Source organism: Arthrobacter sp. CAN_A2, from assembly GCF_015752045.1.
GTDB lineage: Bacteria > Actinomycetota > Actinomycetes > Actinomycetales > Micrococcaceae > Arthrobacter_D.
In genome coordinates, this window is sequence record NZ_JADOUS010000008.1 from 117,292 (window position 1) to 138,361 (window position 21,070).

Below are 21,070 nucleotides of genomic sequence, written 5' to 3' on the forward strand. Positions count from 1 at the left end.
GAAAAACCGTCCCTGCCTTTGCGTTACGCCGTGTTGCGGCCCGCCCCGTCAGCCCCGTCGTCGCCGTCGTCGGTGTCGGCTCCGTCCGTACCGTCGGCTCCGGGTCCGCGCACCCCCGCCAGCGCGCGGACGGCACGCAGGCCGGCGTCGGACCCCTTCCAGTGGCGGACCAGGGCCTCCGGACCGGCGGCCCGCACCACCGCCCGCAGGGTGACGGCGATCACGACGACGTCGTCCGCGTAGCCGATCACGGGCAGGAAGTCCGGTACCAGGTCGATCGGCACCACGAGGTAGACCGCGAGCAGGCCGAGCAGGATGCGCGCCCGCATCGGGACCGAGCGGTCCGCGGCGAGGCGGCGGATGAGCCCGAGGAGGTCCGGGCCCAGGCGCAGCGCGTCCCGCAGCGAGATCACGTCGGGATGCCGGCGCGCATAGATGGCGAGGCAGGCGAGGAGGACACCGTAGGTGGCCAGGACCGCGACGACGATCTCGAGGACCGGCTCCCAGCTCATGCGTCTCCCCGCGATCGTCCTGCACCGGTGGGCCGGTTCCGACGGTGATGCCGGCGGTGACGTTGCCGGGGTCTGAGCAGTCGGCCGTCAGGGGGCGAGGGCTGCATGCAGCACCGCCGCGATGCTCTCGGTGACCTGCTCCTCGGTGATGGCCTCGGGGTCGGCCGCGCATTCGACGGCCATGCCGTTCACCGTGGCCAGCAGGATGGTCGCGAAGACGGTGTAGTGCGCCGGATCCGACGGCGCGCCGAAGGCGGCGGCCCGCTCGGCCAGCGTCGAGGCGAGGAGTGCGCGGCGGGTGCGGCGGTGCTCGCGGAAGACCTGCCCGACGTCGGGGTCACGCCCGGCCTGCAGGGCGAACTCGACGACGAGCGCGTGCCAGCGCTGTTCGCGCACCACGCCGCGGGCGAGGTGGCGGGCGGCGTGCAGCACCGTCTCCTCCAGCGAGGTCAGATGGTCCACCCGGCTGAGGACGTCGGCGGCGGTATCGGCCAGGCGCTCGCCCAGGAGCGTCGCGAAGAGCTCCTGTTTCGAGCCGAAGTTGGAGTAGACCGCGCCCTTCGTGTAGCCGGCACGCTGCGCGATCGTGTCGAGGCGGGCGGCGACGTAGCCGATCTCCTCGAAGACCTCGAGGGCCGCTGCGAGCAGTCCCGCGCGTACGTCCTCCCGGCGTGGGCGGCGTCGGGGCCCGCCCGCCGCGCCCCTGCTGTCCGTGTCCATGATCGTCATCCGTCCTCCTGCAATCACGATACCATTGGTACTGAATACTCAAAGTATTGAAATCGAAGGACTCATGACCAGCACCCCGCCCGCATCGCAGCCCCTCCCCGCCGTCCCCGCACCGGCCCTCTCCGTCGAGGACCTCACCCTCCGCGCCGGGAAGCGGATGATCTTCGAGGGTGTCACCGTCGAGGTCCCCGCCGGATCGCTGGCCGTCCTCGCCGGACCCTCCGGGGCCGGCAAGAGTGCCCTCGCCCTGGCGCTCGCCGGTCGGCTCGTCGTGACGTCCGGTCAGGCGTCCGTCCTAGGCCACGCGCTGCCGCGGCACGCCGGCGCGGTGCGCCGTCGCGTCGGCTTCACCGGGAACGACACCGTGGTGCCGCTCGACGAGACGCTCACCGTCCGGCACCACGTGGCCGATGCGCTGAAGCTGGCGGGGTCCTGGTGGAGGCCGGCCGCCTCCCGTGAACAGGTGGACGGCATCATCACCACCGCGAACAACCTGCTCGGAGCCCTCGAGGACGCTTTCGGTGACGACCCCGCGGCGGCTGCGCTGGCGCAGGCCCGGCTCCACCGCAGCGAACTCGTGCGGGACGCCTCACCGGTGGCGCGCTTCACGCTCGGTGTCGTCCTCGCACTCATCCCGGGCCCCGACGTCCTCGTGGTCGACGACGTCGACAGGCTCCGCACCGCCGACGAACGCCGTGCGGCCTGGGCAGCGCTCCTCACCGTCGAGCGGACGCGCCGCGACGACTCCGCCCCGCTGACCGTCGTCGCCACCTGCCAGGACTCCCGCGAGCTCGACGGCCTCCGCCACGCCGGGCCCCGGATCAGCGCGCTGCCACTGCGACCCGTCGTCGTGCACGCGCTCGGCGTCGACCCGGTTCCCGCAGCACCCCCCGAGCCTTCCGCCTCCGCTTCCGCTTCCGCTTCCGCTTCCGCTTCCGCCTCCGCTTCCGCTTCCGCCTCCGAAATCAGGTAACCCCGTGTTCTCCCTGCTCCGCACGGAACTCTCCCGCTTCCGCATCACCCTGAAATCCAGGGCCGCCCTGCTGATCATCGCGATCATCCCCGCGTTGTACGGGGGGCTCTACCTCGCTGCCAACTGGGACCCGACCGGGAGTCTCGACCATCTCACGGCCGCCGTCGTCAACGAGGACGAGCCCGCCACCGCCGCGGCCCCCGACGGCTCCGAGAGCACCGTCTCCGCCGGCGCCGATCTGGCGGACACCCTCACCTCCTCCGAGGACGCCGGGTTCACCTGGGTGGAGGTGAGCAGCGAGGACGCCCGCAGGGGGCTCGACGACGGCACGTATGCCGCGTCGCTGGACATCCCCGCGGAGTTCTCCTCGACCCTCGCCTCCGTCGGCGGCGACGAGCCCGCGCAGGCGATGCTCGACATCACCACCAACGACGCCGACAGCTACATCGTGGGCCAGGTCGGCAACACCGTGGCCGCGAGCCTGCAGCGCCAGGTGGGGTCCGGCGCCACGGCGGACTACCTCGACAGCATCTACCTCGGGTTCTCCTCCCTCCACGGCAAGCTCGCCGAGGCGGGCGCAGGGGCCGGGACGATCGCCGACGGCGCCCGCAGCGCGGACGAGGGGAGTGCCTCGCTCGTCGTCGGACTCGGCAGCCTCGTCGACGGCAGCACCAGGCTGTCCTCCGGCACCACCCGGGTGGCCGGGGGCGCCGCCGACCTCTCGGCCGGGGCGGACGACCTCGCCGCCGGACTGGGGCGCCTCGACGCCGCGACGGTGGACCTGGTCCCGCAGTCACAGCAGCTCGCGGACGGCGCCGCCGCGGCCGCCACGGGCGGCACGACCCTGCGGGACGGTGCCGCGCAGCTCGCCGCCGGGACGCAGGCCGTCGCCGACGGCGCAGGTCGGCTCTCCACCTCCGCCGCGACCCTGGCGGACGGCACCCGCCGGGTCGCCGACGGCGTCGCGCAGGTGGGCGACGGAGCGGACGCCCTCTCCGCGGGCGCCACCGACCTCGAGGCCGGCGCCGGGCCGGCAGCGGGCGGGTCGCGTGCCGTCGCCGACGGGATCGCACAGCTCACCGCGAGCTACGCCGCACTCTCCGATGCCGAGCGGCTCGCCGCGCTGCAGCAGCTCGGCGCCGGCGCGGACGCGGCGGCCACCGGCAGCGAGAAGGTCACGACCGGAGCCGGGACGCTCGCTGCGTCCGCCGCCGACCTCGCCGCCGGTGCCCGCACGGCCTCGACCGGCGCCACCGGTGCGGCCGACGGTGCAGGCCTGGTCGCGGCCGGTGCTGCCGATCTCGCCACGGGCGCCGGGGGAGCGGCTTCCGGTGCGGGGACGGTGTCGCAGGGTGCCGCCGATCTCACCGGCGGGCTGGTCGGCCTCCAGGACGGGACGGCAACCCTCGCCGCGAACACCCCGGCCCTCCGCGACGGGCTCGTGTCCGCCTCCGGCGGCGCCGCGCAGCTCGCCACCGGAGCAGCCACGCTCAGTACGGGAGCGGCGGAGGTCTCCGGGGGAGCGGCGTCGCTCTCGGACGGCTCCAGCCAGGCCTACGACGGCGCCACCTCGCTCGAGGGCGGGCTCAGCGAACTCTCCAGCGGATCGCAGGACCTCGCGCAGCAGCTGGACCAGGGTGCGCAGCAGGTGCCCGACTACACCGAGGGGCAACGCGCCGAACTGAGCGACGTCGCGTCCTCGCCGGTGGCGATCGGGCGGACGCACGCCAACGCGGTGGATGCGTACGGGGAGGGTATGGCGCCCTACTTCATCCCCCTGGCCCTGTGGGTGGGCGGCATGGTGACGTACATCGTCCTGCGGGCCGTCTCACCGCGGGCCCTGGCCTCCACGGCGGCGTCGTGGCGCGTCTCCGCGGCCGGGTATCTGCAGGGTGCCCTTCTGGCGGTCCTCCAGGCGCTGGTCCTGCTGGGGATCCTGATGGCCGGCGTCGGCCTGACCACACCCCACCCCCTGGGACTGCTGGCCTTCACGATCCTCACAGCGCTGGTCTTCACGGCCATCCACCAGGCGCTCGTCGCGCTGCTCGGCGGTGTCGGCAGGCTCGTGGCGCTGGTGCTCCTCATGCTGCAGCTCACGACAGCGGGCGGGACCTATCCCGTGGCGACCGAGCCGGGGTTCTTCCGGTTCCTCAGCCCGCTCCTGCCGATGACCCACGCCGTGACCGGGCTGCGGCACCTGATCGCGGGCGGGGATCTCGGCGTCGTCTGGCTCGCGGCCGCCCAGCTGCTGGTCTTCTTCGCGCTGGCAGCGGCGCTGTCGGTCTTCGCGTCCCACCGGGGCCGCTCATGGTCGATGGAGAAGCTGCACCCGAGCCTCGCGATCTGACAACCCTCCCTGCACACGAGGCCGGATGGCATGCGGCCCGGGAGAGGACCTTATAGGTTGGAGGGGTACCGAGCATCCATCAGGAAGGCACCATCCCATGATCTTCATCGTCGTCAAGTTCACCGTGAAGCCCGAGTGGAGCGACCGCTGGATCGACCTGACGCGGGACTTCACGGAGGCGACGCGCCAGGAGCCGGGCAACCTCTGGTTCGACTGGTCCCGCAGCGTCGAAGACCCCCATCAGTTCGTGCTCGTCGAGGCGTTCCAGGACGACGCCGCGGAGGCGCACGTGAACAGCGACCATTTCTCCCAGGCGATGCAGGACATGCCGCAGGCACTCGTGAAGACGCCGGAGATCATCAGTGAGCGGATCGGCGCCGAAGGTTGGGGCCAGATGGGCGAGCTCACCGTCGCGTAGCACGGGCGTTCCGCCGCGTCCATGGGCCGGCCGGTGATCTCGCCTCCGAGCCGGAAGACCGAGGACCGCACCCGATGGGACGGGTGCGGTCCTCGATCCGTCAGGCGACCTACGGGATGAGGATGCTCTTCGGCAGGCGGTGGGTGGTCACGGCGCCCACAGGGGCCATCGGGTGCAGCGGATCGGGAGCGGTGCTGCCGGTGGGTCCGCCCAGCCGCGAATGCCCCGTCGCGCTGAGCAGGGCGTACGCATCTCCGGTGGTGAATCCGTGGGTGTCCACGAGGAAGTCGAAAGCATCCTCGTAGCCGCGCTGGATCGAGTCCTGTACCGGATCGCCCAGGCCCACGAAGATCCATTCCGTCTCGGTCTCCACCCGGGGTGCGCGGAGGGCGAGGCCCTTCACGAGGTCCACGCTGATAATCGCGACCCCCTCGGCCTCGATCGCCACGAAGGAGGACTCGCCTTCGGCCATGATGGCGTGGATGTCGCCGATGGACAGGTATGCGCCCTCCGTCATCACCGGCAGGTACACAGTGGTCCCGGGCCGGCACTCGGTGAGGTCCATGTTCCCGCCCTGGGCATAGGACGGCATGACCGTCGAGTGCGAGCCCTGCGCCGGTGCCGTCCCGATGCACCCGATCATGGGGGCGGGTGCAAGGGCATGGCGATCCGTCACGTGCACGCCGTCCTCATCGATCGGGACCTGTCGCGTGAACATGTCCGAGCCCATCCGCTCCCTCAGCGCGCCCACGCCCGGCAGGCTGACGGACCAGCCGTGATCCTTCAGCCGGATCTCGTGGATGGTGACGGCCAGCGCGTCGCCGGGCTGGGCGCCCTCCACGTACAGGGGCCCGGTGACAGGATTGAGCTGGGCCGTCAGCTTGGCCATGTCCTTGTGCTCGTGGAGTTGCGCGTACACCTCGTCGTTCGTCTCGAAGCCGATGCGCGCCCCGGTGCCGGGGCTGACGCGCAGGGCGGGTTCGACGTCGGCGGTGAAGCCCGGCTTGCCGTGGGACTTGTCGAGGAAGTGGTCGAGTCCGTCGGTCAGGGGTGCCGCGGAAGCTGCAGTGCTGGTCATGGTCGGAGTCCTTCACGTTCGCCGGTGGTGACCGGCTGGGGGTCCTGGTCAGTGGGGCCGGAGGCCAGCCCCGACACGTCGGTGGTGCGTCCGGTCTTCCGGTAGTAGGCGAAGACGCCGGCGCCGATGATGAGCCAGACGATGCCGCCGATCTTGGCCTCGACTGCGGCATTGAGCAGGACGTATCCGATGATCATGAAACCGATCACGGGGATCACCAGGTGGAGCAGGTAGTTGGTGGACCTCTTCCGCACCAGGTAGTGCACCACCACCGAGATGTGCAGCAGGAGGAACCCGAACAGTGCGCCGAAATTGACGAGAGCCGCGATGACGTCGATCTGGCCGACGAAGAACAGCACGAGCACGGCCGAGATGACGGACACCGTGATGATCGCGTACTGCGGGACCTTGCGGGAGTTGATGGAACTCAGGAACTTCGGCAGCTGCCCTTCCCGGCTCATCGAGTAGAGCAGACGGGAGGTCGCCGCCTGGGCGGCCATTGCGTTCGCGATGCCCAGTGCGAGAACGTTCACCACGAAGAAGGCGGTGGCCCAGGTGCTGTTCGAGGCCGCTTCGACGAGGTCGAAGAACGCGTTGCCTGCAGCCTCGTCGGAGAAGGGGCCCTGATCCGCTGCGAGCAGGCTGGCCAGCCACGTCTGGGTGACGAAGCAGAAGGCGGCGATGAAGAGGGCGATGATCATGGCCTTGCCGGCGGCATTGCGCTTGCCCGTGGACTCCTCGGCCATCGTCGAGATCCCGTCGAAGCCCAGGAAGCTGAGAACCGCGATGGACAACGCGGAGGCGAGCAGCGGTCCGCTCACCTTGCTCGCGTCCCAGACCGGGGCGGAGGAGAACTCGGCGCCGGGGATCGTCCCGCCGTTCAGCGCGGTCACGGCGATGATGATGAACACCACCACGAAGACCAGTTCCATGACAAGGAAGATGCGGTTCATGAGCTTCAGCGAGCTCACACCCAGCAGGTTGACGGCGGTATTGATCGCGACGAAGATCAACGCCCACACCCAGCGCGCCGACCCGGGGAAGATACCGATCATCGACTCGGCGGCGAAGACATAGAGGAGCGTCGGGACGAGGAGGTAGTCGAGGAGGATGGCCCAACCCGCGAAGAAGCCGACCGTGGGGTGAATTCCGCGACCGACGTAGGAGAACACGGAACCGGCGAGGGGAATCGATTTCGCCATCTGGGAGTAGGACAGTGCGGTGAAGATCATCGCCACCAGCCCGATGAGATAGACGAGGGGGACCATGCCGTCGGCGGCGTTGTAGACGGTGCCGAAGATCGCCCACGGGGCGATGGGCACCATGAAGATCAACCCGTAGATGAGCAGGTCGGTCGTGGAGACGGACCGTTTGAGTTCCTGCTTGTAGCCGAACGATTCGAGCTGCTGCTGCGCGCTCAGCTCGTCGGAATGGCGTGTGGCCACGATGTGCCTTTCATTCAGCGGGAGGCGCGCGGATACTCCGTGGGGGATGACGCGCCGGAAGGAAGATCAGGACCACGGGGCCGAGGGCAGGCCCGTTCGGTCTGAGCAGTATCTTCGCGCATAAATGGTCTGATGAAAAGACCTTTTCTTTCGGGGAGATAGAACCTCCTCTAGGCTGGGTGGATGACCGCGACGGGTGGGCCAGAGGGCGCGGCCCCGACGTGTGAGGGTCTTCTCTCGGCACCCCTGCCCGCACCGACCCGCGCGAATGAGATCGCCGACCGGCTCATCACGGCCATCGCGGTGGGGGAGTACCTGCCGGGATCCCGTCTACCTCCCGAGCGGGAGCTCGCATGGTCCCTCGGGGTGGGAAGGATGGCCGTCCGTGAGGCGATCGCGCGGCTGGCATCCCTGGGGCTCCTCGAGACGCGGCGCGGCCGGCATGGCGGGTCCTTCGTCACGCGGCAGTGGGAGAGGTCCTCGGAGCAGGCGGTTCAGCGGTCGCTCGGCAGGCGGTGGGCATCCATGCGTGACCTGCGGGAGACGCTGTGCCTCCTCCACGGTGCGGTGACCCGCTCGGCCGCAGAGAACAGGACGGACGACGACGTCGTCGTGCTCGGTGCCCGTCTCGACGGGTTCCGGATGGCGGCCTCCGGCAACGCGTCCCAGGCCGCCGATGCCGCCCTCCATGCAGCCATCTGCGCAGCAGCGCACAACACCGTCCTCACGGCTCTCCTGGCGGAGGTCGAGGCGCGGCTCAACCTTGCCGCGCCGTCGCACCCGTGGGGTCCGATCGAAGGCGTCGAAGCCATGGAGGCGCGGGCGCTGACGGACCATGAACACCTCGTGGCTGCCATCTGTTCGGGAGACTCCGACGCCGCCGACCGGGTAGCCCGGCAGCACGTGCGGATCGATTTCGAGATGATCGAGGCTGTCCTCCGGAGGACGGTCGGATCCTCCACGACGTCCCGGGCCGGATCGGGGTGACAGATGCCCGCCGGGACGATCGCGTCATCCCTTCCACGCTCCTCAGGCGCCCGCCGCACCACCGGGGAGCGCCTGTTCCAGGATGAAGTCGTCCTCGAAGCGGTCGCCCAGCCGGAAGCGCTTGGTCCCGACGCGCCGGAAACCGTGCTTCGAGTAGAACCTGAGTGCCCGCGCATTCTCCTGATTCACGCCGAGCCACACTCCCGGCAGCCCGGACCCGGCGGCGAGTTCCAGCGTGCGCTGCATCAGGGCCGCGGCCGCACCGCGACCGTGGTGGTCGGGGTGGACGTAGAACTTGCTGAGTTCGACGGTGGGTGAGATCGAGAGCGCACCGAGGACGTCCTCATCGGTGGGCTGATCCAGCGCCACCATGCTCCAGCCGCCGATGCGCTCGCCCTCGCGGAGGCAGAGGATCGTGTGCCGGGCGGATTCGATGTATCCGGTGAAGCGTTCCGCCGAGAGCTGGGTCTCGATGTGCCGGGCGATGTCCTCGGGGAGTGAATCGGCAGGGCAGGCCAGGGGGAAGGTGACGGCCGCGACGGCGGCGAGCTGCGCGGCGTCGGCCGGGGCCGCCACCGTGATGTCGATGGTGCTGCCGCTGCCGTCAGTGGTGCCGTCAGCGGTGCTGGTGCCGCCGGTGCCGCCGTCGCCGCCGCCCGTTCTTCCCCGTGCCCCGTCCATGGTCCTATCGATGATCATGCTCCCAATCTAGGCCGAACGGCAGCAGGACGCGGACCCGGAGGCCCGCGTCCTGCTCCTGAAGAGGCCGTAGAGGCCGGGGAGTCCGGTGCTACTCGAAGACGGGCTCACCGTTGCGGGTGAGCTTCCAGTTCTCCACGAAGAAGGCGGCCGGGTCGATCGTGCCCTCCGCGATCAGGTAGTCGATCAGCAGTTGCCGGATCTCCGTGGTCTGGTTCACGAGCACCGGAGCGGTGGCGATGTGCGGGAAGTTGCCGCCGCCGGACTGCCGGTAGTTGTTCGTGGCCACGGCGAAGCGCTGCGTCGGATCGATCGGCGCCCCGTTGTAGCTCAGGCCCACGATGCGCTGGCCCACGGGCTTGCTGATGTCGATGTCGTAGGAGACCCCGGACATCATGTCGTAGTTGTAATCCGGCGTGCCCGCCGCGTTGGTCAGCGTCGCCGGGTCCACGGGGGCACCGGGAGCGGTCTGGTTGAAGTACTTCGCCGAGTACTCGAGGTAGTCCTTGACCTGGGCGCCCGTCATCTCGACCCCGAAGAGGGTGTTCGGGAAGACATAGAGGCCCGCCATGTCGCGGATGGTGACGGGACCCTCGGGGATCACGGCGGCACGGTTGAAGGGCGCCACGATCGAGAGGACCGGGAGATCGGCGTTCGGCGTGCCGTCCAGTGCCCTGTCCACCGCGTCGGCCTGGACGGTGTTCACGAAGTCCATGACAGCGGTGTCGCGGAAGCGCGAGTCCGCTGCGGACATGGTCCGCGTCGCGGTGCCGATGGCGGTGTTCACATAGTCGATGACGCGCTGGTGCTGCTCGGCCACGATCGAGGACACCGACGGATCAGCAGGGACGGTGGCGGCGTTCAGCAGTTCGGAGCTCGCGGACGTGACATCCCACTGTCCGCGCACCTTCGTCAGTTCGAAATCCATGACCGAGAGCCGCATGCCCCAGTTCTTCGGTTCGGTCAGCAGTACCTGCTCGCCGGTCTGCCGGTTGGTGACGAACCGCTCCGGGATCTCCTGGTGCGCGTGGCCGACCAGGACGGCGTCGATGCCGGGGACCTCCTCGGCCAGCTGCGTCGACGCGTTCTCGACGGGCAGGTCGCCACCGTAGGACGAGGTACCCGACGTGCCGGAGTGCGAGCTGACGACGACGACGTCCGCGCCGGCCGCCTTCATCTCGGAGACGTACTTCTGTGCCTGCTCGACAATGCCGGAGAAGCGCAGCTCGCCCTGCACGTTGTTCTTGTCCCAGATGGCGGCACCCGGGTTGGTGAGCCCGAGGATACCGACCCTGATGGGCTTCTGGCCCTTGAGCCTGACGGTCTTGATGACGTACGGCGTGAACGCGGCCGCGCCGGTGTCCCAGTCCTGGACGTTGGCCCCGAGGAGGGGGAAGTCCAGCTGATCCTCGTACGTGCGCAGCAGCGGCAGGCCGTAGTTGAACTCGTGATTGCCGAGGGCGGCGGCGTCGTAGTCCATGGCGTTCATCGCGGCGGCCATCGGGTGGGTCTCGCCGGTCTCGGTCACGGGCTCCACATTGGCGAAGTAGTCCGTCAGCGACGTGCCCTGGATGGTGTCGCCGGCGTCGATGAGGAGGGTCGACTCCTCGCCTCGATCGGCGCGGACCTGGTTGATCAGCCCCGAGACCTTGGCGAGTCCGACGTCGTTGTGCGCGGCGTCGTCGTACTCGGTGTCGGTGAAGTAGTCCCAGTTCTCGATATAGCCGTGGAGGTCGCTGGTGCCCATGACCGTGATGGTGGCCGTGGCGTCCCTGGGACCCTTGGCCCCGCCGGGTGCGGCGGATGCTGCGGGCGCGAGTCCGAGTGCTGCGACGCAGCCGACGGCGACGGCCGCTGCGACGCGGCGATGCCCCTTGGTGAAAGCTTGTGACACGTGGAATCAGCTCCTGTTCGTGGTGCGGTGGCGACAGCGTATCGGTGACGGGTGACACACTGGTGACGGCGGTATTGCCCCGGGTGAACGGTGCGCGGCGGACCGTCCGTGCAGCGCCGGCGGCCGTCCGGCAGGACCAGATCGACGAGGATCATGATGACAACAAATACAGAACAGCAGGACGCCTACCGCGAGGACATCCTGGGGGCGGACTACGAGGTGCGGACGCTCTCCCTGCGTCCCGACGAGGAAGGCGACGTCGTCGCGACGCTCGTGCGCCGAGCCCTCCCCGGTGGCTCGCGCCGCGCCGTCCTCTACGTGCACGGCTTCGTGGACTACTTCTTCCAGACCCACCTCGCCGACACCTGGCTGGCGGCCGGCTACGATTTCTACGCGCTGGACCTCCGGAAGTACGGGCGGTCCGTCCGGGAGCACCAGACGCCGAACTACATCACGTCGCTCGAGGCGTACGACGAGGAGCTCGACGAGGCCGCGCGCATCATCCGCGAGGAGGAGGGCCACGACGTGCTCGTGGTCATGGGCCATTCGACGGGCGGCCTGGTCACGTCCCTGTGGGCGCACCGCCGTCGGGGGCAGGGGATCGTGGACGGCCTCGTCCTGAACAGTCCCTGGTTCGACCTCAATGCGAGCCTGTTCCAGCGAACCCTCGGCACCGCGGCGGTGCACCGCCTCGGGACGCTCAGGCCGAGGGTCGTCGTCGGGAAACTCGGATCCGCGTACGGCCGGTATCTGCACCGGGAGTCGGGAGGCGAATGGCACTACGACCTGGCGTGGAAGCCCCACGGCGGGTTCCCCGTCGTCGCCGGCTGGCTGCGCGCCATCCGCCGCGGGCACGCCGAACTGAACCGCGGCCTCGCGATCGACTGCCCCGTGCTCGTCGCATGCTCGGACGCCACCTCGAATCCCGTGAAGGAGCCCGCGCGCATCTCGTCCACCGACGTGGTGCTCGACGTCGCGCACATCGCGGGCCGCGCGCCGAAGCTCGGCAGGCTCGTCACCCTCGTGCGCATCGAGGGCGGTATCCACGACCTCGCGCTCTCGCCGGAGCCGGCCCGGACGCAGTTCCTCGAGGAGCTCGAGCGCTGGCAGGAGGCCTACGTGCCGGGTGCCGACCGGGGGTGATGGGGTCCTCCTGATCGTGGTCCCTCCCGGATGGCACCGGCCTACAAGTAAGCATGCTTAGTAGTAGGCTGGAGTCTTCGGGCAGGGCTCTCGGCCTGCCCTCCGACGGAAGGGATCCACCATGACCTCAGGCGATACGCCCCAGCCGCATCACGGCACGACGGCGCCGGCGGGCAAGGGCGAGTCCCACACGCGGGCGGGTGCCATCTGGACGGCGGTCATCGCCGCCCTGGTGCTCCTGCTTCTCCTGATCGAGTTCTTCCTGCAGAACGACGCCCCGGTCCTCGTGACGTTCTTCGGCCTCGAGGGGACCATTGCGCTCGGGCTCGCGCTGCTCATCGCGGCTGTCGGCGGCGGCGCCGTCGTGGCGCTCATCGGCGCGGTCCGCATCATCCAGCTCAGGGCCGCAGCTCGCCGCAACCGCCGCTGAGACACGGTGGCCTAGCGGTCTCCTGCCGCGACGTCGTAGGTCAGGACGGCGAACTGCCCCTGCTGCTCGACGGACCTCAGCGTCAGCCGGTCCGATTCGACCCGCAGGGGCAGCAGCGGTGCTCCACCCGTCAGTGCGACGGGCGCGACGGCGATCCGGATCTCGTCGAGCAGGCCCGCCGCGAGGAACTGCCCCGCCAGGTCGCCGCCGCCGACCACCCAGATGTCCCGCGTCCCAGCGGCGTCGCGCACCTGCCCGACCACGGCCCGGACATCCCCGGACACGAGCCGCACGTCCGCGCCCTCCGGGATCGGTAGTCCTCGGCTGGTGAAGACGAAGGTGGGACGGTCGCCGTAGAGCGCACCCCACTTGGCCGGCTCCTCCAGCAGCCGTTCGAAGGCCAGCACCCACTCGTACGTCGTCGAGCCCTCCACCAGCACGCCCACACCGTCGAGGAAGCGCTCGTAGTGCTCGGGGGGAGGGGGCTCGACGGCGAAGAGCCACTCCAGCGAGTCGTGCTCGTCTGCGATGAAGCCATTGAGGGTCGTGGCGGTGTAGAAGATGATGCGCGGCATGGGTCATTCCACCATGCAGTCCACGCCTCGAGAAGAGGGCGACGCCCGGCAGTCATGAACGAATGCGCCCACCACGTGAGGCTGCCAGGTGGGCATGAACGAATGTGCCGACCACGTGAGGCCCCACGGTCAGGAACGAATGTGCCGACCACGTGAGGCCACACGGTCAGGAACGAATGTGCCCACCACGTGAGGCCGCCCGGTGGGCATGAAAGACCATACCCACCGTGTGGCGATGCCCGGTGGGCAGATCCGACGATGCGACGGGACGCGCGGTCCCCGCGGCGGAACCGGGTTATCCCTGCGCCTCGACCCCGCTCACGAATCGCCGGACGAGGGCGTCGAACTCGTCCTCCCGCTCGATCTGCGGCATGTGACCGCACTTCTCGAACAGGTGCACCTCGGCGTGCGGGAACACGGTCCGGGCATGTTCGAGGTGCGACGCCGGCAGGATGCGGTCCTCGTCGCCCCACACCACGAGGGTGGGCTTGTGCTGCGCCGCGACCGTGCGGAGCAGCTCCGTCCGCCAGCGGCGACGTACGCCGCGGACGGTGCCGAGGTGGCGCGCGACGGCGAGCAGGACGTAGTCGTACACCGGGTTCCGGCCCACCTCCTGCGCGTGGTCGAGACGCTCCTCCGTGACGAACCGCTTGTCGTAGAACAGGGCCCGCTCCGTCCGATAGGCGGCCTTGCGGGACTTGTCCCTCATGAGCCGCCGGCCGAGCGGACGGACGGCGAGCAGGCGCAGCGCGATCGTCACCTCCTTGCCGAAACCGGCACTGTTCACGAGCACCAGGCTCCGCACGCGCTGCGGCTCGAGGGCGCTGATCTTCATGGCGATGGCACCACCGAGCGAGTTGCCAACCACGTGCAGCGGCCGGTGTTCCCCGAGGGTGTCGAGCGCGGCGATCACGAAGCGGGCGATCGACTCCATCGAGTACCGGCCCGCCGTGCGCTCGGACAGGCCGAAGCCGGGCAGGTCCACGCTGATCACCCGGTGGTCAGGGGCGAGGCGCCCGTAGAGCCCCTCCCAGTCCTCGAGGCTGCGGCCGATCCCGTGCAGCAGCAGGACGGGCGGCTTCTCCCGAGCCCCTGCGTCGCGATAGCGGACGCGGACGCCGTCCACCCGCAGGTAGCCGTCGTCGACCCCGGGTGCGGAGGTCGCTGGTGTGGAGACCCCGGGTGCGGAGGTCGCTGGTGTGGCGCCCCCCTGTGTCGGGACCCCGGTCGGCTGTCCGACGCCCGCCCGGACGCCGCTCACCGGCGCACCTTTCCCGCAAGGCGGGCGAGACTCGTGCCGCGCCGCTCGAGGGTCCCGAAGGACATGGGCGCCACGCGGGCGACGACGTCGGGCAGTTTCGCGCTGAGCCCGATCAGGAGACGGGCCTTGCGGGCCTTGACGGCCTCGAGCATGAGTTCGGCGGCACGGTCCGCGGGGAAGGTGAGGAGTTTGTTGAAGTCCTCCTTCGCGTGCTTGACGTCGCGGTCGCTCAGGTTCCCGCCGATCCGCGCGTTGAGGGCGATGTTCGTCCTGATGCCGCCGGGGTGCACCGTAGTGGTGCCGATCCCGCGGGGCAGCAGTTCGTTGCGGAGGGCTTCGGTGAACCCGCGCAGCGCGAACTTGCTGGCGGAATAGGCGGTCTGGCCCTTGGGTCCCACGAGGCCGAACAGGCTCGAGACGTTCATGATGTGCCCGCCGGGCGCGATCCGCGGCAGCAGCCGGTGCGTGAGCAGCACGGGGGCGGTGAAGTTGATGGCCATGACCCAGTCGAAGTCGTCCATGCTGATCTGGTCGAAGCGGCCCGCGAGCGCCACGCCGGCGTTGTTGATGAGCAGGTCCACGCGGTCGGTCGCGGCGAGCAGGTCGGTCGCCAGACGCTCGACGGCGTCGCGATCGGCGAGGTCTGCGGTGAAGGTCGTGACGCTGCCGCCCGGATAGGTGGCGCGGATCGACGCGGCGACGGCGTCGAGCCGGTCCGCGTCACGGTCCACGAGCAGCAGGGTGCTGCCGCGCTCGGCGAGGCCGCGGGCGAGGTGCTCGCCCATGCCCCCGGCGGCGCCGGTGACGACGGCGATGGAACCGGTGAACTGGAAGGGTTGGATGCTCACGCGTGGATCTCCTGGAGGTCGGGTGCCGTTGGGGCAGGCGGTGCGGGCGCGTCGAAGACCACGTTCTTCGCCAGGTTGCCGTGCAGCGCGGTGGGGGCGTCGAGCAGGTAGTTCTGCCGCATGGTCCACGGCTGCCGGTCGCCCTGCTTGGGGAACGCCGACACGGCGCGCTGCACGTAGCCGGAGGTCAGGTCCAGGATGGGACGCGCCTTCATGGGGCCGTCGACGGCGGGTGCCCCGGAGCGGTGGCCGTGGCGGTCCATGTACCGGATGAGGCGGCAGACGTACCGCGAGCTGAGGTCCGCCCGCAGCGTCCAGGACGCGTTCGTGTAGCCGACGCAGAGGGCGAGGTTCGGGACGCCGCTGACCATCAGGCCGCGGTACACCCAGGAGTCGCCGAGGTTCACCGGGGCGCCGTCGACCGTGAAGGTCGCGCCTCCCAGCGGCAGCATCGAGAGCCCGGTGGCGGTGACGACGACGTCGGCCTCGAGCTCCTGCCCGGAGGCCAGACGGATGCCGTGCGGCGTGAAGGTGGCGATGGTGTCCGTGACCACCGACGCCGAGCCCTGCTTCATGGCCTTGAACAGATCCGCGCTGGGCGCGACGCACAGGCGCTGGTCCCACGGGTTGTAGGCGGGCGTGAAGTTCTCGGCGACCGTCTTCTCGTCACCGAGGATGCGAGCGGTCTGGGTGCGGATGAGCTTCTTGGCGATCTCCGGGCGGCGGCGGCACAGCTGGTAGAACGCCTGGGTGAACAGGACGTTCTTGGCACGGGCCACGTGGTGGGCGATCCCGGCGGGCAGGTGGCGGCGGGCGGCGTCGGAGAACTTGTCGCGGCTCGGCACGGCCGTGATGTAGGTGGGGGAGCGCTGCAGCATCGTCACATGCGCGGCCTCCTTCGCCATGGACGGCACCAGGGTGACGGCGGTGGCGCCGCTGCCGATCACGACGACGCGCTTGCCGGTGTAGTCGAGGTCCTCCGGCCAGAACTGGGGCCGCACGACCTCGCCCTCGAAGGAGTCGAGCCCGGGGAAGGTCGGCTCGTACCCGTGGTCGTAGTTGTAGTAGCCGCTGCAGAGGTAGAGGAAGCCGCAGGTGAGCCGGCGGCGCTCCACCGTGACGGAACCGGCGCCGTCGTCGTCCGTGATGTCCAGCTCGAGGGTCCACCGGGCGTCCTCCGAGGACCAGGCGGCGCTGACCAGCTTGGTGCGGAAGCGGATGCTGTCCCGGATCAGGGGTTCCTCCGCGGTGTCGCGGATGTACTTGAGAATCGACGAGCCGTCGGCGATCGCCTTCGCCTCGGTCCACGGGCGGAACGGGTAGCCGAGCGTGAACATGTCACTGTCGGAGCGCACGCCCGGGTACCGGAAGAGGTCCCAGGTGCCGCCGATGGCGCTGCGCGCTTCGAGGACGGCGAAGCTCTTGCCCTGCAGCTCGGTCGAGACCCGGTAGGCGGCGCCGATGCCGGAGAGACCGGCGCCCACGATGACGACGTCGAGGTGTTCGATGCGGGATTCCATGCTTCCCATTCTCGCGGCGAACCCACCCGCTTACTTGACTTCACGCGACAGCTATTTACCCTTGGACGACATGGGCTCTGTCATCCGATCCGCCGGCATGCGCGGCTTCCGCGACGTCGTCGAGCAGTTCGGAGGCGACGCCGCGGTGCTCGCGGCGCAGTACCGCGTGCCCCTGGAGGCGATCGACAGCGACGACGTCCTCGTCTCCGACATCGCCATGGCGAAGCTCCTCGAGGGGGCTGCACGCGCCCTGCCCTGCCCGGACCTGGGCCTGCGCATCTCGGAGTACCAGGACATCGGCATCCTCGGCCCGCTCGCGGTCGCCATCCAGAACTCGCCGACCGTCGGCGCGGCCCTGGAGTGCGCCTCGCAGTTCCTGTTCCTCCACAGCCCGGTGCTGCGCTTCACCATCGTCGCGGACCCGGAGGGGCGGCCCGGCGACGTGGGTCTCTGCTACGGATCCGCCGAGGGTGCGCCGCCGCGGCAGGCCATCGACGCGATCCTCGCCTTCTCGCACCGCATGATCCGCTTCCTGGTGGACGGGCCGTACGCCCTGCATTCCGTGCACCTCTCGCACCTGCCGAAGGCGCCTGTCGCCCGGTACGTCGACTTCTTCGGCGCGGAGGTGCGGTTCGGTCAGCCTGCCTCGCTCCTGCGCGTGCCGAGGAGCCTGCTCGACCGCCCGCTCGCCGGTGTGGACGGGACGCTGCGGGAGATCGCCCTCGATTACCTGCACAGCCACTTCCCCGAGCCGGGGCGTGTGGTCGCGCCGCAGGTCCGGAACGCGATCGACCGCATGCTGGGCACGGCGCCACCGCGCATCGACTCCGCCGCGAGGCTCCTCGGCATGCACGCGCGGACCCTCCAGCGGCGGCTCGCCGTCGAGGGTACGTCCTTCGAATCCCTGCTCGACGACGCCCGCAGGGACGCCGCGCTGCGGCTGCTCACCCGGACGGACCTGCCGCTGCAGCAGGTCGCCGCCCTGGTGGGGCTGTCCGAGCAGTCCGCCCTCACGCGCTGCGTCCGCCGGTGGTGCGGGACGACGCCGCGGGCGGTGCGTTCCCGCGGCGGGTCCGGGCCGGGCCCCGCCTACACTGGCAGGCAGGAGTCGGGGGACGGAAGGGGGAGCGGTGGCCGGGATCACCAGCGCTGACGTGGCCCGCGAGAGCGGTGTCTCGCGGACGACCGTCAGCTACGTCCTGACCGGCAGGGAGGGCGTCACCGTCTCCGAGGAGACCCGACGCCGTGTGCGCGAGACCGCGGCCCGGCTGGGCTACGCGCCGTCGGCTGCCGCCCGCGCCCTGCGCACCGGTCGCAGCGACCTGGTGCTGTGCATCCTGCCCGACTGGCCTGTGGGTCCCGTCATCGAGACCCTGCTGGACGAACTCGCCGACGGGCTGTCCGGCCGCGGGCTGTCGGTCCTCGTGCATCACGGGCGGCGGACCCGCCCGCTCGCCGAGCTGTGGCGGGCTGTGACGCCGCGTGCGGTGATCGGCTTCGCCCCGTTCGCCGGCGAGGACCTCCTCATGATGCGGCAGGCCGGTATCCAGGTGCTCGGGACCCTCGGCGAGGAGCATCAGCGGGACCCGGATCTCCCGTCGGAGACCCAGCTCGCCATCGGCGCCCTGCAGGCCCGGCGCCTCGCCGCGCGCGGAGCGCGGCACCTCGGCTACGCGTGGCCCGCGGATCCCCGCCTCGAGGGCTTCGCGCGGGACCGGTTGCTCGGGGTGCAGCGTGCCTGTGCGGAGCTCGGCCTCCCCGAGCCGGTCGCCCGTCCTGTCGCGCTCGCCGCCCAAGCCGCGGCGACTGCCGCCCGGGCCTGGCGGGAGCAGGGGGTCACCGGGGTGGCGGCCTACAACGACGACGTCGCGCTCGCCGTGCTCGCGGGGCTGCGGGGCGCGGGGCTGTCCTGCCCGGACGACGTGGCGGTGGTGGGGGTCGACGACGTCTCTGCGGCAGCGCTCGCTGCGCCTCCGCTGACGACCGTCGCGCAGTCCATCGAGGTGCAGGCCCGCTACCTCGCGGCCCTGGTCCTGGCGGACCTCGACGGTTCCGAGGAGAAGCCCGAGCCGCCGGGTGACGGGCTGCGGCTCGTGGAGCGGCAGTCGGGCTGACGGCGCATCTCCCATTACCCAACGCGGGAAGGGCCGGAGCTCGCTCCGACCCTTCCCGTCACTGCTGGTCTACTTCTTCTCTACGACTGGGTCCACGCTACGGAGCCGGGTACCGCACCACGTAGCTCGGGATCCCGGTATTGGCGTTGCTCACGGGGGCGCCGGTGTTGTTCACGACGTGGTCGATCGTGCCCGCACCCAGGTTCACGGTCAGGAGGTGGTTCAGCACCACACCGGGGGTCTCCGGCACCTCGAAGCCGCGGGTGGCGTGGATGCTCGGGTCCACGTTCGTGAAGATGTACGAGCCGCCGCCCCACAGGGTGTGGTTCTCGACGTCGTCGGCCACCTTGTAGCCGGCCCAGCCGAGGACGCCGTCGTGCTGCCACGCCGCCTGGTTGGGCGGGTCGTACGGCAACTCGTTCTGGAAGAAGACCGTGCGGCCCCGCTCGCCGTTCCAGATCACGTTGTACTCCTGGTAGTGCTCCACGAAGAGGCCCGTCGCGGTGACGTCGTCCCCGTTCACGATCACGCCGTTGCGCCCCGTGCTGATGTCCCAGCCGAACGCGCCGTCGTTGCCGTGATCCGCACGCCACACCCAGGTGTGGTCGATCAGCACGTTGTCGCTGTTGACCTCCAGGCTCACGTCGGCCTTGCCCACGTGCGGGCCGCCGATCCGGAAGTAGACGTCGCTCAGCGTCGTCGGGTTCGAGGGATCGCTGTGCTTCGCCCCGTTGTTGCCGTTCTTCGTGCCCACCTGCAGCAGGACGGGGGAGTTCACGGTGCCACCGTCGATCGTGACGCCCGCGATGACGACGCCGGGCACGTCCGCGACGCGCATCGGCGTGGCGCCGTTCACGGCGGTCAGGGTCGCGTGACCGAGGCCGAGCACCACCGTGTCGGCGCGCTTCACCGCGATGGTCTGCGCGATGTCGTAGACGCCCGGGGTGAGGAGGAGGTGCTTGCCGCGGGCGAGCGCGTTGTTGATGGCCTGGACGGAATCGCCCGGTCGTGCAACGAAGAACTCGGACAGCGGGATGGTGCGCCCGGCTGTCAGGCCGTCACCCCACGAGATGCCGCGCGACTCGGTCTGGGCGGAGGGAACGCGCACGCTGTAGGACCCGGAGGTGTCGGTGAAGAGGTAGGGCTTCTCGCGGCTGACCGGGGTCCGGTCGAGTGTCGTGTACGGGGGAGTGGGGAAGGAACCGTCCGCGGGTGCGCCCTCGGTACCCGAGAAGACGGCGTTCCAGACGCCGTTTGACCAGCTGCCGATCTCCGCGTTGCGGGTGAACCACTGCTGCTGGGACCCGTTGATGATGTCACCGGCCTTCGAGTCGGCGAGGTAACCGCCGCTGGCGAACTGGGGGCCCGCGGTGCAGTAGTCCATCAGCGAGAGCGTGCCGCCGGTGACATTGACGCGCCGGAGCGAGACGGCCTGGGACACGGCCCAGAAGTTCGCGCTCGCACGGCAGCCGTCCTGGCCTGCACCATTGACCTCGAGGGTGAGGTTGGAGAGCGTGCGCCAGAAGTTGTTGAGCGCGATGCAGTTGCTGGTGCCGTTGTCCTCGAGGCAGCGGTTGTAGACCTCGATCTTGCCGTTGATGGTCACATCCGAGGGGGAGGCGCCGAGGCCGGCCACCTCCGTGTAGTAGCCCACCTTGAACTGCAGGGGTTCGGCGTCCGTGCCGTAGGTGCCCGGCAGGAAGAGGAGCGCTTCACGCTCGGTGCCCATCTCGTTGTCGATCTGCCGGGCGTTGACGGCGTCGACCGCGGCCTGGATCTCGCTGACGGGCATGCCCGGGTCGAAGATCGTCACATTGGGTCCGAAGTCGGGGGCCGACGCCGGGGGAGCCTTTTTGGTTGCTACCGGCGTCGTCCCTGCCGGGGCCGGCGAGGGTGCTGCGATGGCTGCGGCTCCCGTGCCGGTGGCCAGGAGCACGGTGGCTCCGAGGGCGGCGGCTAGGCGCGTACGCCCGGTCATCGTGGGGTGGGGGATGGTCATGTGGGGAGGTTCCTCTCCGTCGAGGTGGGCCTGAACGAGACAAGTGGTGAATCGTGTCACCGGATCGTCTGTGAATTACATCCCCCGCGCTGGGTGAA

19 protein-coding genes are annotated in these 21,070 nt (G+C 70.1%); 8 read left to right on the forward strand and 11 right to left on the reverse strand.

What is annotated here, in order from left to right; all coding sequences use genetic code 11:
- Positions 1-23: 23 nt before the first annotated feature.
- Both IWX63_RS12105 and IWX63_RS12110 read right to left on the reverse strand, forming a co-directional pair.
- On the reverse strand, positions 24-512 hold the full coding sequence (locus IWX63_RS12105; RefSeq protein WP_199278413.1) for a YkvA family protein: 489 nt from the start codon (positions 510-512) through the stop codon (positions 24-26).
- An 87-nt stretch (positions 513-599) separates the two neighbouring features.
- The gene (locus IWX63_RS12110; protein WP_199278414.1) at positions 600-1,241 is read right to left on the reverse strand and encodes a TetR/AcrR family transcriptional regulator; all 642 of its coding nucleotides are present in this window, start codon (positions 1,239-1,241) and stop codon (positions 600-602) included.
- Positions 1,242-1,305: 64 nt separating this feature from the next.
- On the opposite strand from IWX63_RS12110, the gene IWX63_RS12115 reads away from it, so the two are divergent.
- From IWX63_RS12115 to IWX63_RS12125, 3 genes are all read left to right on the forward strand, one after another.
- Complete coding sequence (locus tag IWX63_RS12115) at positions 1,306-2,214, forward strand: ATP-binding cassette domain-containing protein (protein WP_199278415.1); 909 nt, start codon at positions 1,306-1,308, stop codon at positions 2,212-2,214.
- 4 nt (positions 2,215-2,218) lie between these two features.
- The gene (locus IWX63_RS12120) at positions 2,219-4,561 is read left to right on the forward strand and encodes a YhgE/Pip family protein (RefSeq protein ID WP_199278416.1); all 2,343 of its coding nucleotides are present in this window, start codon (positions 2,219-2,221) and stop codon (positions 4,559-4,561) included.
- Positions 4,562-4,658: 97 nt separating this feature from the next.
- Positions 4,659-4,979 (forward strand): putative quinol monooxygenase, encoded by a 321-nt coding sequence (locus IWX63_RS12125; protein ID WP_199278417.1) that lies wholly within the window; start codon positions 4,659-4,661, stop codon positions 4,977-4,979.
- Positions 4,980-5,088: 109 nt separating this feature from the next.
- On the opposite strand, the gene IWX63_RS12130 is transcribed toward IWX63_RS12125, so the two are convergent.
- Both IWX63_RS12130 and IWX63_RS12135 read right to left on the reverse strand, forming a co-directional pair.
- Complete coding sequence (locus tag IWX63_RS12130; RefSeq protein WP_199278418.1) at positions 5,089-6,057, reverse strand: acetamidase/formamidase family protein; 969 nt, start codon at positions 6,055-6,057, stop codon at positions 5,089-5,091.
- The gene (locus IWX63_RS12135; protein WP_199278419.1) at positions 6,054-7,502 is read right to left on the reverse strand and encodes an APC family permease; all 1,449 of its coding nucleotides are present in this window, start codon (positions 7,500-7,502) and stop codon (positions 6,054-6,056) included. Before IWX63_RS12135 ends, IWX63_RS12130 begins: the two co-directional genes overlap by 4 nt.
- Positions 7,503-7,685: 183 nt before the next feature.
- On the opposite strand from IWX63_RS12135, the gene IWX63_RS12140 reads away from it, so the two are divergent.
- Positions 7,686-8,489: a FadR/GntR family transcriptional regulator gene (locus IWX63_RS12140; protein ID WP_199278420.1), complete on the forward strand. Its 804-nt coding sequence runs from the start codon at positions 7,686-7,688 to the stop codon at positions 8,487-8,489.
- Between the two features lie 42 nt (positions 8,490-8,531).
- On the opposite strand, the gene IWX63_RS12145 is transcribed toward IWX63_RS12140, so the two are convergent.
- Both IWX63_RS12145 and IWX63_RS12150 read right to left on the reverse strand, forming a co-directional pair.
- A complete protein-coding gene (locus IWX63_RS12145) occupies positions 8,532-9,188 on the reverse strand; it encodes a GNAT family N-acetyltransferase (protein WP_334685833.1) in 657 nt (218 codons plus the stop codon).
- A 91-nt stretch (positions 9,189-9,279) separates the two neighbouring features.
- Positions 9,280-11,082, reverse strand: coding sequence for a bifunctional metallophosphatase/5'-nucleotidase (locus IWX63_RS12150; RefSeq protein WP_334685834.1), 1,803 nt, complete (start codon positions 11,080-11,082; stop codon positions 9,280-9,282).
- A 153-nt stretch (positions 11,083-11,235) separates the two neighbouring features.
- Between IWX63_RS12150 and IWX63_RS12155 the strand changes: the two genes are divergently transcribed.
- Complete coding sequence (locus IWX63_RS12155; protein WP_334685835.1) at positions 11,236-12,225, forward strand: alpha/beta hydrolase; 990 nt, start codon at positions 11,236-11,238, stop codon at positions 12,223-12,225.
- A gap of 121 nt (positions 12,226-12,346) precedes the next feature.
- Positions 12,347-12,655, forward strand: coding sequence for a lipopolysaccharide assembly protein LapA domain-containing protein (locus tag IWX63_RS12160; protein WP_199278421.1), 309 nt, complete (start codon positions 12,347-12,349; stop codon positions 12,653-12,655).
- A gap of 11 nt (positions 12,656-12,666) precedes the next feature.
- On the opposite strand, the gene IWX63_RS12165 is transcribed toward IWX63_RS12160, so the two are convergent.
- The 4 genes from IWX63_RS12165 to IWX63_RS12180 form a co-directional block, all read right to left on the reverse strand.
- Complete coding sequence (locus IWX63_RS12165; RefSeq protein WP_199278422.1) at positions 12,667-13,230, reverse strand: dihydrofolate reductase family protein; 564 nt, start codon at positions 13,228-13,230, stop codon at positions 12,667-12,669.
- A 295-nt stretch (positions 13,231-13,525) separates the two neighbouring features.
- A complete protein-coding gene (locus IWX63_RS12170) occupies positions 13,526-14,491 on the reverse strand; it encodes an alpha/beta fold hydrolase (protein WP_199278423.1) in 966 nt (321 codons plus the stop codon).
- Positions 14,488-15,339, reverse strand: coding sequence for an SDR family NAD(P)-dependent oxidoreductase (locus tag IWX63_RS12175; protein ID WP_334685836.1), 852 nt, complete (start codon positions 15,337-15,339; stop codon positions 14,488-14,490). The genes IWX63_RS12170 and IWX63_RS12175 overlap by 4 nt, the downstream gene beginning before the upstream one ends.
- Positions 15,336-16,859 carry a flavin-containing monooxygenase gene (locus IWX63_RS12180; protein WP_199278424.1) on the reverse strand — a complete coding sequence of 508 codons (1,524 nt, stop codon included), beginning with the start codon at positions 16,857-16,859 and terminating at the stop codon, positions 15,336-15,338. The genes IWX63_RS12175 and IWX63_RS12180 overlap by 4 nt, the downstream gene beginning before the upstream one ends.
- 70 nt (positions 16,860-16,929) lie before the next feature.
- Here IWX63_RS12180 and IWX63_RS12185 point away from each other — a divergent pair, with 70 nt between their 5' ends.
- A complete protein-coding gene (locus IWX63_RS12185) occupies positions 16,930-18,012 on the forward strand; it encodes an AraC family transcriptional regulator (RefSeq protein ID WP_199278425.1) in 1,083 nt (360 codons plus the stop codon).
- A complete protein-coding gene (locus IWX63_RS12190; protein ID WP_199278426.1) occupies positions 17,990-18,973 on the forward strand; it encodes a substrate-binding domain-containing protein in 984 nt (327 codons plus the stop codon). The genes IWX63_RS12185 and IWX63_RS12190 overlap by 23 nt, the downstream gene beginning before the upstream one ends.
- A gap of 97 nt (positions 18,974-19,070) precedes the next feature.
- Here the strand turns inward: IWX63_RS12190 and IWX63_RS12195 are convergent, their stop codons facing one another.
- Positions 19,071-20,951 carry an adenylyl cyclase gene (locus tag IWX63_RS12195; RefSeq protein WP_199278500.1) on the reverse strand — a complete coding sequence of 627 codons (1,881 nt, stop codon included), beginning with the start codon at positions 20,949-20,951 and terminating at the stop codon, positions 19,071-19,073.
- Positions 20,952-21,070 lie beyond the last annotated feature (119 nt).